This is a genomic window from Metabacillus bambusae (assembly GCF_017497975.1).
In the GTDB taxonomy this organism is placed as follows: domain Bacteria; phylum Bacillota; class Bacilli; order Bacillales; family Bacillaceae; genus Metabacillus; species Metabacillus bambusae.
Map to the genome: position 1 here is coordinate 41,822 of NZ_JAGDEL010000032.1, position 15,231 is coordinate 57,052.

Below are 15,231 nucleotides of genomic sequence, written 5' to 3' on the forward strand. Positions count from 1 at the left end.
GATTAGTATTTTCTTTCTTTTAGGAAAATGTTACTATTTTGTATGACTATAGATACTATCCTAGTCTTCGGGAGGTTAACATGACAGTAATAATTGGGATATTAATTGCAATCATACTTTATTTCCGTATTAAAAAGATCATCCGGATATTTTTCTCGTTGAGGTTCTGGATCGGGTTGTTGATGAATGCTGTTTTCTTTTATGTGGTATATAAATATTTTCCCACTATAAAGGAAACGTTAAGCTATTATATTTACACCTATACAGATTTTTTTACTTTAGAAGATATAGAATTGGTCGCGATAATAGTTGCCGGGGCAATGTGCTTCTTTATTTGGGTATTTTTATGTGGGAGATCGAGAGCATTTGTCACCCCGTTTATTTTTGTCTTATCTGTGGCAACTTTGGGGCTCGTTATTTTCAATGTCTCTGATGGTTTTGACTCAGCATTTGATGATGGGGATGAGTATGGCGGCGATGACTCATCTTCAAATCAAACGTGGGTCGATCCCCATGAAGTGAGTGGTTACGTACGTTCTGATGGAACTCAAGTTGCTGGTTACACCCGAGATGGTGACGGGGACACCAGCGTGGATCGTAGTCTGGAAGAAGGCGGAGGCTACTTTCGAAAATATTAGTATAAGCACCTTCATTTATTTTCTATATTAGTAATGTACATAATATTAGAATTGTTGAATTGCAGTTATAAGGACACTTCACTACACGAGGTGTCCATTTCCATGTCATCAACGATAGATATAATGATTGGGAGAGAGAAAATGAAAGCTTTAAAAATGATTGGTTCTATATTAGCTATATTAGTTGTAGTAAGATTGTTTACAGGTGGCACAATTGAAGAGGGAGACCTTGAAAAGATTGCTGAACAGAAAGCCAAAGAGGAAATAAGGGCTAATCGAGAGATAGATAAGTATAAAATTCTTAATGTAGCTGTTCTAAGTAATATGAATATCATTAATGCTACTACAATGGGTCTACCGCAGGATGATGTAAATATGATAGAGATAGAGGTTGAAGTGAAGGTAACTTCTACAAAAGGAATTGAAACTACTGAATGGTACAATTATAGCTTTTTCCAATTGATCGGTGAGGAAGAATGGAAGCTGGGTAAAGAAGTTGGAGATTCTGGATATGGGACTCCCATATATGAATTAGTAGACTTGGAATAGTATCCTACGTTTTCCTTGAAGATTTAAACAAAGAATCAATATAAAGAGTACTCTCTTCAATTTCTGAGAGTGTTTTCATAATATTCTCCATCCAATTCACTCACAAACTTTACCATCATTATCTAGTTCGTTTGTCTGAATGAGGAGTAATATTTTATCTATACCAGTTTTTTTAATAAACGGTTTACCTTTTCCTCATCAAAATCATTCCATTTAAGTGAAATTAATTCCGCAATTAGACATGAAATAGTATCAGCCAGTCCTAATTTGTTAATAATACAAAAGAGGAGGTGTGATACTATGGCACAAGATGTACTTTGTGAAGTGAATAACTGTACGTATTGGGGTTCGGGCAATAAGTGTAATGCTGATGCTATCTATGTTGTTAGTCATAAAGGGAAAGAAGCATTAAGTAGTGAAGAAACGGATTGCAAAACATTCAAGCCAGAACATTAATCGTACATAAGAGGGAGACTCAAATTGGGTTAGAGTCTTCCTCGTTCTTTCTATAGTATTGATAATAACTATCATTTTCATTCGTGAATATTCAATTTTTTTTAGAACCTTAAAAAAGGAAAACATAATTAGATCAGCTTGGCCTGGTTACCGGTTACTAATGAACTGAACCTTTTTTTTATTTTTAAATAATAAGTAATGCGCATTTCCTAATTTTTCTTCAATATAGTCGATCGAATAATCACCAAATGGGTCTGCTAAATCACCGATTGCCCGAGAGAGGTTATCTATCACAAGTCGTAAGGACTCATGTTGTTTTTGTTCCTCTTTGATATTCATTTTATCCATAATTTCATGTGCGAGTTGTTGAATACGTCGTAAACGCACTTCTTTTGTATTCATGAAGTATTCCTCCTCCTTTTTCACTAAACGTTTTAATAAACTAAATATATGGCTATTAACAGAGTTTAATGAGTGGATAAACTGAAAGAAATGACTCCCTTTACAGATTACAAGTAACAATGCTTTTTTTATAAAAAAAATATATAAAATATAATAAATACAGTTGACAATGATATTGATAATCATTATCATTATAAGTGAGGAATTTGATTAGTCTTAAATCTCTGATTTTCCCCACCCCTTTTATAGTGAAGAGCTTGGCTGGTCACCAAGCTCTTTTTGTATGCTTAGACATATTTCACCCACATGAAATACCCAATGAAATTTATTTTTATTAACAAAATATAGCCTCGATATTTTATACATATACTTGACAATGAGAATGATTTTCAATTAAACTAACTAATATACGATAATGATAATCATTATCATGTGAATCATCAATTTGAATAACTCACTATTAAAACAGATAAAAAAATTCAGATGAAATACTCTCACTAAAGAAGATCGAATATAAACAGCGATATTTATAATAATTAGGGAAGGTTCAGATATAAAATGATCATTTGTGAGTGGTGTGGTTATATACAAGAAAAGGATTTAAATGTGGAATATGAAAATGTACAGATTCAATGTCCCTGTTGTGAAGTCGATGATAGTGGATTCATTTTTTGTGCCTTTAATTGAGAATTATTATCATTTGTTGGAGGGGTCTAAATGGCAAAAATCACTCTTATTTTTGCTAGTATGAGCGGTAATACAGAAATGATGGCACAGGCTATTGCTAAAGGTGTAAAAGAAATGGGAGAGCAAATAGAAGTAATAGATGTATTTGACGGTCCAGATGTCATTGATTTAGAAAGTGTTGATGGAATATTGTTAGGTGCTTATACATGGGGAGATGGTGAATTACCTGATGATTTTTTAGACTTTTATGACGAGATGGACAGTATTCAATTGATAGGTAAGAAGGCGGCAGTATTCGGTTCTTGTGATTCAGCATACCCTGAATTTGGAGCAGCAGTTGACATATTAATAAAAAAACTGAAAGAACGAGGAGCAGAGGTATTTTCTAAGGAGCTAAAAATCGAATTAACTCCCGGTGTAAAAGAAATAGAAGAATGCCGTACCTTTGGAAAGAAATTCGTTACTTTTTTAAAGACTCCAAGTATGTGAAAGGAAGGAATACGAATGGAAACTTGGAATCATCCAGTTTCAATTAAAACCATTACTGATTATCATTTGGAATCGTTTATACGGTGCCCATATAAATTTTATTATCACCATGTCCTTTCGTTAAATGATGGCGAAATTAAATGGAGAGAGATTGTACAATATATCATTAATCAGGTGGTTCAAAAATATTACCAACTTCCATTTCAAGAACAAAACAAATTAAGTATTTTGAAACTATTTGATCCATATTCAAGCTACATAAGTCCACAGTTATTTGAGGCGAGATCACATTATTATATGACGTTGGCAAAAATAACGGATCATTTGCTTCAATTTTTAACATCCAGGAAAAACCAACATCCACCTTTATTCTTATATGAAAAACTTAAGACGTATACTAGAGAATTGGAAACACATCTGTCAGTGACCTTCGAATTAGTAGAATGGTCTACCCATTCATTTACAATAAAAAAATTCCTTGTCGAAGCAGATGATGAGTTGATCAAATTATACAATTATTTGATCGTTGTTTTTTCAGATAAAGCATTTGGAAAACTTCCAGAAAAAATTGAAATCATTCAGCTTTTTACTGGGGAAATTTATACCTATTCACCATCAGAGGAAGATGCTTCTCAAGGAATATTTTATCTGAACTATATGAAAAGTCTTCTCCAACAACCTCGTGATTATAAAAGAACAGCTTCAATGAGAGAATGTATGAGTTGTCCATTTACCCAACAATGTAAGGACGATTATAAAATCTCCAAAGAGATCAAAAACTCAACTCTAAATTTTTTGCACTAATTAGTTGAAAAAGCATTAGCTCTAAAGGGGGAGTATAGGTAACAGTTATCATATTGTGCTTAAAACTAAGTAAAGGAGAAAAAAGAATGAACCAACATTTTATTGCAATAAAAACTTTTGAACATCATATAGAATGTTTTTGCCCTGATGGAGACCATTCAGGTGAAATAATTATAAAAAATGGAGATATCTTTGAAGTTTCAAAAGAACGTAAATATGTTATCGATCACGGATGGTATTGCTGGGTAATCATTAATAATTATTATAGCTTCTATATGTCACTAGACGCATTAGATCAATTTTTTAAGAAGGAATATATTTTATCTAGATTAGACATAGAGTTAAAGCTTAATTATTTAAATTTTCGGATTAATCTTTCCCTTGATGAAGGGGACGAAATATCATTTAAATATCATACAAAGTTTTTAAAAGGATTAAATGGCCTTAAGATGAAGTTGGACAACTATATAAATTATATAGAGGAAAACCAGCTAATTTAATTGAGTCATAGGGATGTGAATAAAAATGAAAAAAACTTCAAACAAAGCGATCATGAACCAAAAAGAACAAATGATTCAGCAGTTGTTAGAATGGGAATTTTATAAAGCATCAGATGATCGTCAGTTATATGAGTTAACATTACATGAATTAGAAAAAGAATATAAAACAGCGACAGATCATTAATCATAACGAAGTCTAGACGAGTTTATTAGTTATTAAAGAAAAGGGCGCAATTCCGAAATAAGGTTTGCGTTCACTTTTATTAATAGGGCAGGTTCTAAAGCTTCTTCCTTTAACCAAGCGAAATAGCTTCAGAACCGTGGTTATTCTTTTGTTAGTATTTGGTAAACAACACTTCTTATTTATTAGTTCCCGCCAAAAGCTTCTGGAATCATCGTGAAGCCTTCGATGACAGTATCTTCTTCCACTTCAATCATTAGGTAGCGTTTACCACTTAAATGAACTTGTTTGACGTACCTTAAATCTTGTGGACTAATAGAAATGTTAGCTATTTTCGTGTTGATTTTAATTGATTTTGAAGTATACTTCGGGACGACGCTACTTGCTTTTATCTCATATTTGTCATCATCAATTACTTTTTGGAAGGCTGTTTCTACCTTTTCCTCACTTATATCTTCAAGGCCGCTTATCTTTAAAACACGTTCAATGTCCTTGGAGTCTAATTTTGGTTGATCTTCCTCTTCATTTTCTTCAATCATACGGTTAATCTCTTCATACACATTAGAAAGAGTAGATGTATTTAATTGATCCCCTGTTGCTTCTTTAATAATTTCCTCAAAAACGATTTTATCATCTTTTGCAGTCATCGTTTCTTCGCCATTTAAAACTTCCTCGATGAATTGATGATCGGGCTCATGCACCTTTCCAGATGAATACAGAATGTGGTTGACATCTGCTACATTATCGGTAAAACAAGGAAATAGAAAACCGGCTATTGGAGCATTGAGGTTGATAATTGGGTCAACAACAAAACTGTACTTGAACTCTCTCTCAACATAGTCAAAAAGCAATTCTTTTTTTGGTTCTTGTGTATTATTTAGACTGCACAGAATAAAGGGATGGGAGTAAACGGTATCTCGTTCGCTTATCTCAGCCTCTTCATTTCGTCGTTTCGTTGGCTTTAAATATTCGCCACGAATGAATGTAATGACAATATCCATCTCGTATTGTTGATTTACAAGCATTTTTCCTACGATTTTTAGCATTTGCTCTTTCCAGCCTTCCACATCGCTGAGTAATCCTTGATGCAAAATTAGCTGACTGTTATTTTCAGCATCACGTTGAAACTTTAATTCAAAGAGCTTTTCATCCAATTGGCCGGCAAGTAATTTTTTAAAGTTATTCAAAAATAACTCTTGTTGATCTTGGTCAAGCATTTCAAAAGGTTGACTTTGGTGATGATAAATGTCACTTGATTCCTTCATAATATATACATTAAAAATGTCGGAGATCTTGAGTAAATCATTATTTATTTTGAATTGTTTTCTAATCTGTGCTATGTCTTTTTTGTTCATGATTAAATACACTCCTAAGCTATACTGATATGTAAATTAGAAGGTGGAGAGTAAATCATTAGCTCACTTGATTTACCTCCACCTTTTGAGTTTGAAGTATCATTTATTTTAACATAAATTATTTTATATACTTAGGTGAATTTATATGTGAAGGAAATGTGTTGCAGGGGTGTAAACATTGATAACTTATAAAAAATATGTACTTTTTGATCAAACTGACTCTACTCCTAAGTGTACCAACAAAATGCTAACTTTTGCTAACGCCAACTAGGGAAAAACGGTAAATTCTCGTAAAAGATGTTAACTTCTAATCCAGCAAAGGACTGGACATCCTAAACAGGAGAACAGGCTTTGGCGTTAAGTGTAGTTTCGCTACCATTCAGAGGGGATGGGGCAAAGAACCTCAGAAGAAGTATTACCTTATAATAAAATTAGAAAGTATTGTAAATTGCAAAAGGGTTTTGATAAGTTTCTCAGAATACTATAATAGGAAGTAAGGTAGATACTCATCCTAGGAGGAAAATCATGTCTCATATTGAAGAAATGCATCCAAAACTCAGACGAGTTATTGAAAATATTGAAAACGTTATGATTGGAAAGAGAGATGTTAGTGTATTAAGTCTTGTGGCGTTACTTGCAAATGGTCATGTTTTACTTGAAGATGTGCCTGGTGTTGGGAAAACGATGATGGTTCGTGCACTTGCAAAATCGGTAGGGGTAGAATTTAAACGAATTCAGTTTACTCCAGATTTACTCCCATCAGATGTAACAGGTGTGTCGATCTATAATCCTAAGGAATTAAGATTTGAGTTTCGAGAGGGGCCTATTTTTGGTAATGTGATTCTAGCGGATGAAATCAATCGTACGTCGCCAAAAACGCAATCTGCATTACTTGAAGGGATGGAAGAGGGGAGTATCACGGTAGATGGTATAACAAGAGTCCTTGCTAAGCCTTTCTTTGTTATGGCAACACAAAACCCAGTAGATTACGAGGGTACGTATCCACTACCTGAGGCACAGCTTGATCGATTTTTGTTTAAGCTAAGAATGGGTTACCCATCCAAGTCCGAAGAATTTGAGGTACTGACACTAGCGGAAAAGGAAAGACCAATTCATAAAATTGATAGTGTTATTACAAAAGAGGAATTAGTTGAACTTCAAAACGAAATTCAGCATGTGTTCGTAGATGAAACGATTAAGCATTATATTATAGATATTACTGGGAAAACAAGAAAGCATCCATCAATTTATTTAGGAGCAAGTCCTCGTGCTTCAATTGCACTAATGAAGGCAGCGCAAGCATATGCTTTTATTACTGGAAGAGATTATATCATCCCAGATGATATTCAATTTTTAGCACAGTATGTGTTGCCACATCGGATTATTTTAAGGTCTGAAGCAAAATTTGAGGGGAAAACTGCTGAAGAAATCGTAAGTGATATTATCATTAGGACAACTGTGCCGGTTCAAAGGTCGTTAAGTCGTTAATGTTAAACTACTTCAAGAAATTCAGTACAGGTTGGAAGCTTGTTTCCCTCATATTTCTCACGTTAGCAGCATTTAGCTATGCGATGTTTCAAGGTGGATTTGTTAGCTGGTTTCTCTTCTATAGTTTTTTACCCTTTGCGATTTATTCACTATTGTTAATGCTGTATCCTGTTCGTTCATTCCAGGTTACCCGAACCGTTAATCAAGAGCAATTTACTGTTGGTCAAACACTGATCGGTACGATTACGATAAAAAGAAAGTTACCATTTCCGTTATTTTATTTGTTAGTTGAGGATGAACTTTCTGAAAAGCTCCAGGCTAGTGAAATGGTGGAAGGACCAAAAAAAATCTTTTTCCCGTGGTTTAAAAGAAGGATTTCTTTTAGTTACGCTCTAAATCAAATGCCTCGGGGAGAGCACCATTTTTCCACGATTCGTATTAGAACAGGAGATCTCTTTGGATTGATTGAAAAAGAGATGTTCTTTTCAGTGGAGAATTATTTTCTCGTTTACCCCACAATAGTAAGTTTAGTCTATCATCCAAATCAAAGGCAATTTGAACAAGGATCTGCCTCTAGTTTAGCGAAATATTGGCAGGACTCTACGATGGCAGTTGGTGTAAGAGAGTATCAGCCTGGGGATAAGTTTGCTTGGATTGATTGGAAAGCTACTGCGAGAAGAGACTCAATCATGACTAAGGAATTTGAACAGATGCAAAGTCATGATGTTGTCATCATTTTGGATCGTACAAAGTCGGCTATGTTTGAATCGATGATTACGTATACAGCTTCTTTAATACGAGCAATTATTAGAAGTGGTGCTCGTGTTGGCCTTGTTTCAATTGGGAAAAGTAAAAGTATTTTTCAATTACATTCTGATGAGCAGCATAGTAGGGAACTTTTGTATCATCTTGCAAAAGTTGATTGTGATAGTATCGAACCTTTATCAACTATTGTACAAAACGATCTATTGAAAACAGAAATGAAGCAAGTTACAAATATCGTTGTTTCTAGCCATTTATCAGTAGATTCTGTACGTAAACTCGAATATCTTGTGAGACAGCAGCAAAAGTATATAATGATCGTGATTAAAAACGGTCATGAAGAAATCTCAAAAGAAGAGACTGTTTTAATCGAGCGCTTGAAAAAGCATCATATTGATGTGAAAGTTGTTAGTAGTCTAGCTGCTGATAAAGGGTTTAAAGAGGTGAAAAGCTCGTGACAACTCAAATTTCTCATGATGGGAAAGCAACAGCCTTCGTTTATTATTTATTTGCGTTTATGCTGTTATGGGAGTGGCTAAGACCACTTCAGGAATTTACAGATACTGCAAATACGTTTATATTTGTTTTCTTTATCGGAATTAGTTTTTTGCTTATTTTCTTTAAATCTCGCTGGTATGTTACCTTTCCAGTAAAGATAATTATCATTTTATTTATGCTACATGGTCTCTATTTCGAAGGTATGTTTTTTAGTTTCCTTTGGGTAAGAGAGCTAGTTCAGGATATTGTGTTTAATATCAGCTTAATTCCAGGTGCTAACTGGATAACTATGACTCCTTCATTTAGATCATTCTTGTTTTTTATTTTATTATGGTTACTAGTTTACTTGATTCATTATTGGATTCTATTTCAAAAACGTATAATGGTTTTCTTTGTGTTAACGCTTCTGTATATAACTGTTTTAGATACTTTTACACCATATGATGCTACATTCGCAATTGTACGTACTGTATTAATTGGGTTTTTTATGCTTGGTTTGCTTTATTTTGATCGTTTAAAAAAGATAGAAAACTTAAAAGTTAAGGGAATGGCATCCTTCCGTTGGATATTACCACTATTCGCCTTCATTTTCCTGTCGATGTTTCTAGCTTTTTTAGCACCGAAGGCTTCACCGCAATGGCCAGATCCTGTTCCATATATTACAGCTATAGGGCGCGAGGGTGAAGATGAAGGTGGTTTGAAGAAAATTGGTTACAGTCAAAATGATGAGAAGCTTGGTGGTGGTTTTATCGGGGACGATACAGAGGTTTTTACACATGTATCAACAGACCGACATTATTGGCGGATTGAAACGAAAGACGTTTATACGGGGAAAGGGTGGGAGGTATCTGACCCAGAAGCAAGCTTAGAGGAACTAAAAAGTTTTGAGGAATTAAATTGGACTGATGATAGAGTAGAGACGAAAAGTCTGGAATCGACAATAACCATTAATGAAAGTTATCGCCATCTCCATGTGATGTATCCCCTTGGCTTAACGTCTATTCAAACGGATAATAATATGAGTTTTTATTTTAATCGGAATACCGAATTAATAACTCCGTTCCAGGAAGGTGAGGGTTCACGGGCAGAGTTTATGACCTATGAGGTTGGGTATGAACTCCCTTCATACCCACTTAATGAAATGAGGAAGGAGCAAAAGTTTTCTAATGTTCCCGAGGGGTTTATTGATCGATACACACAATTACCTGATTCACTCCCTAGCCGTGTGAGGGATCTTGCAGTTCAGATAACTGCAAATACAGATAATCAATTCGATCAAGCAAAAGCAATTGAGAATTACTTAGGGTCAGTTGAATTCACATATGATAAGGAAGAAGTCGCAATCCCTAAGGAAGATCAAGATTATGTTGATCAATTTTTATTTGAAACATTAAAGGGGTATTGTGATAACTTTTCAACATCAATGATTGTTTTATTACGTTCAATTGATATCCCTGCTAGATGGGTTAAAGGTTATACAGAAGGGGATTTCATTAATAACGTAACTAGCACTGAAAAGGAATATCAGGTTACAAATAATAATGCCCATTCATGGGTTGAAATCTATTTTGATGGTGTTGGCTGGGTTCCTTTTGAACCAACTAAAGGTTTTGTAAATCCTTATGATCTTACTTTTGACTATAAGAATACTGAAGTAGAGCAAGATCAGATAGAGAAGGAAGATTCCAGTACTGAAAAAGAGGAACAAGAGCAAAAACAAACACCAGAAAAACCTGAGAAGGAAGAGCAAGAACCAACTGCACCTACAGACAATAAAGGATTAAGCTTTTTTAACTTTCAATTAGGTAGTGTTAGTTTATATGGCATGCTTTTGTTTATTCTTTTACTTGGTTTTACAATTTATAAAACTAGAATGAAATGGCTGCCTAAGTTTATTATTAATAAATACAAAAAACGTACGGATGATGAAGTGTTTTTCCAAGCATATGAGTCACTTTTAAAGCAATTTGATCGTTACGGAATAGAAAGAAAGGAAAGCCAAACCTTACGAGAATATGCTCATTATATTGATCGTTATTTTAATATTGTGCATATGACAGCATTGACGAGAAACTATGAGAGGGCCTTGTATCGTCGAGATAATGCAAAAGAGGAATGGAAAAAGTCAATTGAATTGTGGGAAAATTTAATTAAAAGGACATCATCTTGACCATTGTATAAGAGATTGATAGAATAGATAAAATTATATAATTCCTTCATATATCCTCGAAAATATGGTTCGAGAGTCTCTACCGGGTAACCGAAAATAACCTGACTATGAAGGCAGAATAAGTTCATGCGTGTGACTAGAATTCTGCCTTCTTTTTATTTGAAGGACAGGAGTCTAGTTTTTTTGCTATTTAGGCTTAGGTATATACTTGTAAGTATTTTTTGGGTTATGATGCTTTGTATGATAGCTAAATTTTTTAGTATGAAAGAAATGGGGATGGAACTCCGCTAATTAATTAGCATAACCAGACTATTTCTGATTTAGATAGTTAAGATTCTATAGACTAGAATAGAGCTTTCTCCTTTTGCGCCACCATATAGGAGGGGACGTGTATTAAAACTCAGCTTTTTCCTTATTTTAATGGTGACGTGAATATGTTAAATGAGTTTTGTATAATAAGTAATATTGTAGTGATAATACGGATGAGGTGACGATATTGGCAAACATTCATGAAATGGTAGTAGTTTTAGACTTCGGTAGTCAGTATAATCAATTAATTACTAGAAGAATTCGCGAATTTGGGGTTTATAGTGAGTTGCATCCACACACACTTACAGCTGAAGAGATTAAAAAAATGAATCCAAAAGGGATCATTCTTTCAGGTGGACCTAATAGCGTATATGGTGAAAATGCTTTTAGTTGTGATGAAGCAATCTTTGATTTAGGGATTCCTGTTTTAGGTATTTGTTACGGAATGCAGCTTATGACACATACTCTTGGTGGAAAAGTTGAAGCAGCTGATCACCGTGAATATGGTAAAGCGACAATTGATATTCACGGAAAGCCTTCCCTTTTCTCTGACTTACCTGAGCAACAAGTTGTTTGGATGAGTCATGGTGATCTTGTAAAAGAAATCCCTCAAGGGTTTCGTGTAGATGCTATAAGTACATCATGTCCATATGCAGCAATAAGTAATGAAGAGCGTAAGTTTTATGGCGTTCAATTCCATCCAGAAGTACGCCACTCTGAATTTGGAAATGACCTTTTGAAAAACTTTGTATTTTCTATTTGTGAGTGTGCAGGTAACTGGTCAATGGAGAACTTCATTGAGATGGAAACTGATAAATTGAAGGCAAAAGTAGGTAATAAAAAGGTATTATGTGCGTTAAGTGGTGGTGTTGATTCTTCAGTTGTAGCGGTATTAATCCATAAAGCTATTGGTGACCAATTAACATGTATCTTTGTTGATCATGGACTATTGCGGAAAAATGAAGCTGAGAGTGTAATGAAGACATTCACTGAAGGCTTTAATATGAATGTAATAAAAGTTGATGCAAAAGATCGCTTCTTAAACAAATTAAAGGGTGTTTCAGATCCTGAACAAAAACGTAAAATTATCGGAAATGAATTTATTTACGTTTTTGATGATGAATCAGCTAAATTAGAAGGTATTGATTTCTTAGCCCAAGGTACACTTTACACGGATATCATCGAGAGTGGTACAGCAACAGCTCAAACAATTAAATCTCATCATAATGTTGGTGGTCTTCCAGAAGATATGGAATTTGAATTAATTGAGCCATTAAGCACGTTATTTAAAGATGAGGTTCGTGCATTAGGGACAGAGCTAGGAATTCCAGATGAGATTGTCTGGAGACAACCATTCCCTGGGCCTGGACTTGGTATTCGAGTTCTTGGTGAAATTTCGGATGAAAAACTTGAGATTGTTCGTGATTCTGACTATATCTTACGTGAGGAAATTAGAAAGGCTGGTCTAGATCGTGATATTTGGCAGTACTTCACAGTTTTGCCTGACATTCGTAGTGTTGGGGTAATGGGAGATGCGAGAACTTATGATTATACAATCGGTATCCGTGCAGTTACGTCTATTGATGGTATGACATCTGACTGGGCACGAATTCCATGGGATGTATTAGAGGTTATTTCAACAAGAATCGTTAATGAAGTAAAACATATTAACCGTGTTGTGTACGATATTACTAGTAAGCCACCTGCAACAATTGAGTGGGAGTAAAATACGAACAAAACGAACATTATTTTGAATAATGTTCGTTTTTTATTGACGCAGGGACTTTAGGCTGATAGAATGAAAAAGGATTAAATAAGTCGAAATACGTCGTATAATATTGGGGATATGGCCCAAAAGTTTCTACCAAGCTACCTTAAATGGCTTGACTACGAAGTACTAACAAATAGGTAGAAAGTACTGTTTGTTACTATTTTGTTCGTCAAGCGCTCACGTTTCTATGGTGGGCGTTTTTTGTTTGAAACAATTATTTAAAATGAATAGAACTCATTAGTGTATATAAAATAAACCCATATCCCTTGCGCTAACATTTGAATTAAATTTTAGGAGGACAATCTTAATGAAGAAGTATTTTCAATTTGATGAATTAGGAACTACTTATCGCCGTGAGGTTATTGGTGGATTAACGACTTTCTTATCAATGGCATATATTTTGTTCGTAAATCCAACTACATTGTCAATGAGCTCGATCCCTGATTTACCAGCAGAAATGAGAATGGATCCAGGTGCGATCTTTACAGCTACTGCGATTGCTGCAGCAATTGGGTCTCTTTTAATGGGCCTCTTAGCAAAATATCCAATTGCACTTGCACCAGGTATGGGATTAAACGCATTTTTCTCTTTCACAGTTGTATTAACGATGGGCGTACCTTGGCAAACTGCTTTGTCTGGTGTGTTGGTATCAGGTTTAATTTTTACTCTACTTACTCTGTCGGGCTTACGCGAAAAAATCATTAACTCAATTCCTGCAGAACTAAAATTTGCTGTAGGAGCAGGAATTGGACTTTTCATTACATTTATCGGGTTTCAAAATGCAGGCATAATTGTAAACAATGATGCAACACTTGTTGGATTAGGAGACTTATCAAACCCGCAAACACTTCTAGCTATATTTGGAGTGGTTCTTACAATCATACTAATGGTTCGTGGCGTTAAAGGTGGAATTTTCTACGGAATGCTGATTACGGCAATTATAGGAATGTTCTTTAATCAAATTGACGTACCTGAAAAGATTGTCGGTTCGATCCCAAGCTTAGCGCCAACATTCGGGCAAGCATTTATGAACTTGGATCAAATTTTCACAATACAAATGCTAGTTGTTATCTTAACTTTCTTATTTGTTGATTTCTTTGACACTGCAGGTACTTTAGTAGCGGTAGCAAATCAAGCTGGTTTAATGAAGGAAAACAAATTACCAAGAGCAGGGAAAGCATTGTTTGCTGATTCAGCAGCAACAGTTGTAGGTTCCATTTTAGGGACATCAACTACCACTTCTTATATTGAATCCTCTGCAGGAGTTGCGGCAGGTGCTCGTTCTGGATTTGCTTCAGTAGTAACAGCGGTGCTCTTCTTGCTAGCATTATTCTTTTCTCCATTATTAGGAGTCATTACACCTGCGGTAACTGCACCAGCTTTAATTATTGTAGGTATATTAATGGTTTCATCATTAGGGAAAATTGATTGGGAACGTTTTGAAATTGCAGTTCCAGCATTTTTAATTATTATTACAATGCCATTAGCATATAGTATTGCAACTGGTATTGCGATTGGATTCATCTTCTATCCTATTACAATGGTTCTAAAAGGCAGGGCTAAAGAAATACATCCAATAATGTACGGATTGTTTGTTGTATTTATTTTGTATTTTATCTTCATATTATAGATAGTAATAATAAAGAGGAAGATAGTGAGATCACACTATCTTCCTCTTTTATCTTTATGGCTCTGTTAAAGCACGCTGTTGATTTTGGTACTTTGTTGATTGGAGCGTAAGGCCTGAGCCTCCTGTGGGAGGTTCGCGGGCCGCCTGCGAAATCAACAACCAAGTTTAACAGAGCCATCTTTTTTGAGATTAAACTTTATGAATTAATTGTTGACTCTACATTTTTTAACTGTTATAGTAATAAAGGTCATCCGAGAGGTAATAATAACTCAGAGATTGACACCGAAAAAACATTTCAAAATATGTTGACATTGCATTTTGAGATGTGTTATATTAGTAAAGTCGCTTCTGAGAGAAACGACTAACGATGATCTTTGAAAACTAAACAAAACCAAGCGTGCCAACGTTAATTTTTAATTAACAAAACAACGTACTATATAGTACAAACTTATGAGCTATATCAAACACTTTATTGGAGAGTTTGATCCTGGCTCAGGACGAACGCTGGCGGCGTGCCTAATACATGCAAGTCGAGCGAATCA

General features: G+C 34.8%; 14 protein-coding genes, 1 rRNA gene and 2 riboswitches. Of the genes, 13 read left to right on the plus strand and 2 right to left on the minus strand.

Annotated elements, in window-relative coordinates:
- The first annotated feature begins 80 nt into the window (after positions 1-80).
- From I7822_RS26620 to I7822_RS26630, 3 genes are all read left to right on the plus strand, one after another.
- Positions 81-638, plus strand: coding sequence for a hypothetical protein (locus I7822_RS26620; RefSeq protein ID WP_207982079.1), 558 nt, complete (start codon positions 81-83; stop codon positions 636-638).
- A 102-nt stretch (positions 639-740) separates the two neighbouring features.
- A complete protein-coding gene (locus I7822_RS26625) occupies positions 741-1,187 on the plus strand; it encodes a hypothetical protein (RefSeq protein ID WP_207982080.1) in 447 nt (148 codons plus the stop codon).
- Between the two features lie 300 nt (positions 1,188-1,487).
- Positions 1,488-1,643, plus strand: coding sequence for a DUF1540 domain-containing protein (locus I7822_RS26630; protein ID WP_207982081.1), 156 nt, complete (start codon positions 1,488-1,490; stop codon positions 1,641-1,643).
- A gap of 147 nt (positions 1,644-1,790) precedes the next feature.
- On the opposite strand, the gene I7822_RS26635 is transcribed toward I7822_RS26630, so the two are convergent.
- Positions 1,791-2,045, minus strand: coding sequence for a hypothetical protein (locus I7822_RS26635; protein WP_207982082.1), 255 nt, complete (start codon positions 2,043-2,045; stop codon positions 1,791-1,793).
- A gap of 717 nt (positions 2,046-2,762) precedes the next feature.
- Between I7822_RS26635 and I7822_RS26640 the strand changes: the two genes are divergently transcribed.
- The 4 genes from I7822_RS26640 to I7822_RS26655 all read left to right on the plus strand — a co-directional run bounded on the left by I7822_RS26640 (position 2,763) and on the right by I7822_RS26655 (position 4,709).
- The gene (locus tag I7822_RS26640) at positions 2,763-3,221 is read left to right on the plus strand and encodes a flavodoxin (RefSeq protein ID WP_207982083.1); all 459 of its coding nucleotides are present in this window, start codon (positions 2,763-2,765) and stop codon (positions 3,219-3,221) included.
- 15 nt (positions 3,222-3,236) lie between these two features.
- The gene (locus I7822_RS26645) at positions 3,237-4,025 is read left to right on the plus strand and encodes a hypothetical protein (protein ID WP_207982084.1); all 789 of its coding nucleotides are present in this window, start codon (positions 3,237-3,239) and stop codon (positions 4,023-4,025) included.
- An 86-nt stretch (positions 4,026-4,111) separates the two neighbouring features.
- The gene (locus I7822_RS26650; RefSeq protein ID WP_207982085.1) at positions 4,112-4,525 is read left to right on the plus strand and encodes a hypothetical protein; all 414 of its coding nucleotides are present in this window, start codon (positions 4,112-4,114) and stop codon (positions 4,523-4,525) included.
- A 25-nt stretch (positions 4,526-4,550) separates the two neighbouring features.
- Positions 4,551-4,709 (plus strand): Fur-regulated basic protein FbpA, encoded by a 159-nt coding sequence (locus I7822_RS26655; RefSeq protein WP_207982086.1) that lies wholly within the window; start codon positions 4,551-4,553, stop codon positions 4,707-4,709.
- A gap of 182 nt (positions 4,710-4,891) precedes the next feature.
- Here the strand turns inward: I7822_RS26655 and I7822_RS26660 are convergent, their stop codons facing one another.
- Positions 4,892-6,061 carry a DUF4317 domain-containing protein gene (locus I7822_RS26660; protein WP_207982087.1) on the minus strand — a complete coding sequence of 390 codons (1,170 nt, stop codon included), beginning with the start codon at positions 6,059-6,061 and terminating at the stop codon, positions 4,892-4,894.
- Between the two features lie 525 nt (positions 6,062-6,586).
- Here I7822_RS26660 and I7822_RS26665 point away from each other — a divergent pair.
- The 6 genes from I7822_RS26665 to I7822_RS26690 all read left to right on the plus strand — a co-directional run.
- On the plus strand, positions 6,587-7,549 hold the full coding sequence (locus tag I7822_RS26665; protein WP_207982088.1) for an AAA family ATPase: 963 nt from the start codon (positions 6,587-6,589) through the stop codon (positions 7,547-7,549).
- Complete coding sequence (locus I7822_RS26670; protein WP_207982089.1) at positions 7,549-8,769, plus strand: DUF58 domain-containing protein; 1,221 nt, start codon at positions 7,549-7,551, stop codon at positions 8,767-8,769. The genes I7822_RS26665 and I7822_RS26670 overlap by 1 nt, the downstream gene beginning before the upstream one ends.
- The gene (locus I7822_RS26675; RefSeq protein WP_207982090.1) at positions 8,766-10,979 is read left to right on the plus strand and encodes a DUF4129 domain-containing transglutaminase family protein; all 2,214 of its coding nucleotides are present in this window, start codon (positions 8,766-8,768) and stop codon (positions 10,977-10,979) included. Before I7822_RS26670 ends, I7822_RS26675 begins: the two co-directional genes overlap by 4 nt.
- 26 nt (positions 10,980-11,005) lie before the next feature.
- A riboswitch (purine riboswitch) is annotated at positions 11,006-11,107 on the plus strand.
- Between the two features lie 386 nt (positions 11,108-11,493).
- Positions 11,494-13,014, plus strand: a complete 1,521-nt coding sequence (guaA, locus tag I7822_RS26680) for a glutamine-hydrolyzing GMP synthase (protein WP_243459699.1) — start codon at positions 11,494-11,496, stop codon at positions 13,012-13,014.
- A gap of 82 nt (positions 13,015-13,096) precedes the next feature.
- Positions 13,097-13,198: riboswitch (purine riboswitch) on the plus strand.
- Positions 13,199-13,366: 168 nt separating this feature from the next.
- A complete protein-coding gene (locus I7822_RS26685; protein WP_207982092.1) occupies positions 13,367-14,689 on the plus strand; it encodes an NCS2 family permease in 1,323 nt (440 codons plus the stop codon).
- A gap of 469 nt (positions 14,690-15,158) precedes the next feature.
- Positions 15,159-15,231: ribosomal RNA gene (locus I7822_RS26690) — 16S ribosomal RNA — on the plus strand; the annotation flags it as partial.

Bases quoted from the DNA above. Each gene is read 5' to 3' on its own strand.
- I7822_RS26645 (WP_207982084.1), top strand. From the start codon at position 3,237: ATGGAAACTTGGAATCATCCAGTTTCAATTAAAACCATTACTGATTAT.
- I7822_RS26635 (WP_207982082.1), bottom strand. From the start codon at position 2,045: ATGAATACAAAAGAAGTGCGTTTACGACGTATTCAACAACTCGCACAT.
- I7822_RS26660 (WP_207982087.1), bottom strand. From the start codon at position 6,061: ATGAACAAAAAAGACATAGCACAGATTAGAAAACAATTCAAAATAAAT.
- I7822_RS26685 (WP_207982092.1), top strand. From the start codon at position 13,367: ATGAAGAAGTATTTTCAATTTGATGAATTAGGAACTACTTATCGCCGT.
- I7822_RS26665 (WP_207982088.1), top strand. From the start codon at position 6,587: ATGTCTCATATTGAAGAAATGCATCCAAAACTCAGACGAGTTATTGAA.
- I7822_RS26620 (WP_207982079.1), top strand. From the start codon at position 81: ATGACAGTAATAATTGGGATATTAATTGCAATCATACTTTATTTCCGT.
- I7822_RS26655 (WP_207982086.1), top strand. From the start codon at position 4,551: ATGAAAAAAACTTCAAACAAAGCGATCATGAACCAAAAAGAACAAATG.
- I7822_RS26640 (WP_207982083.1), top strand. From the start codon at position 2,763: ATGGCAAAAATCACTCTTATTTTTGCTAGTATGAGCGGTAATACAGAA.
- guaA (WP_243459699.1), top strand. From the start codon at position 11,494: ATGGTAGTAGTTTTAGACTTCGGTAGTCAGTATAATCAATTAATTACT.
- I7822_RS26630 (WP_207982081.1), top strand. From the start codon at position 1,488: ATGGCACAAGATGTACTTTGTGAAGTGAATAACTGTACGTATTGGGGT.
- I7822_RS26625 (WP_207982080.1), top strand. From the start codon at position 741: ATGTCATCAACGATAGATATAATGATTGGGAGAGAGAAAATGAAAGCT.
- I7822_RS26650 (WP_207982085.1), top strand. From the start codon at position 4,112: ATGAACCAACATTTTATTGCAATAAAAACTTTTGAACATCATATAGAA.
- I7822_RS26670 (WP_207982089.1), top strand. From the start codon at position 7,549: ATGTTAAACTACTTCAAGAAATTCAGTACAGGTTGGAAGCTTGTTTCC.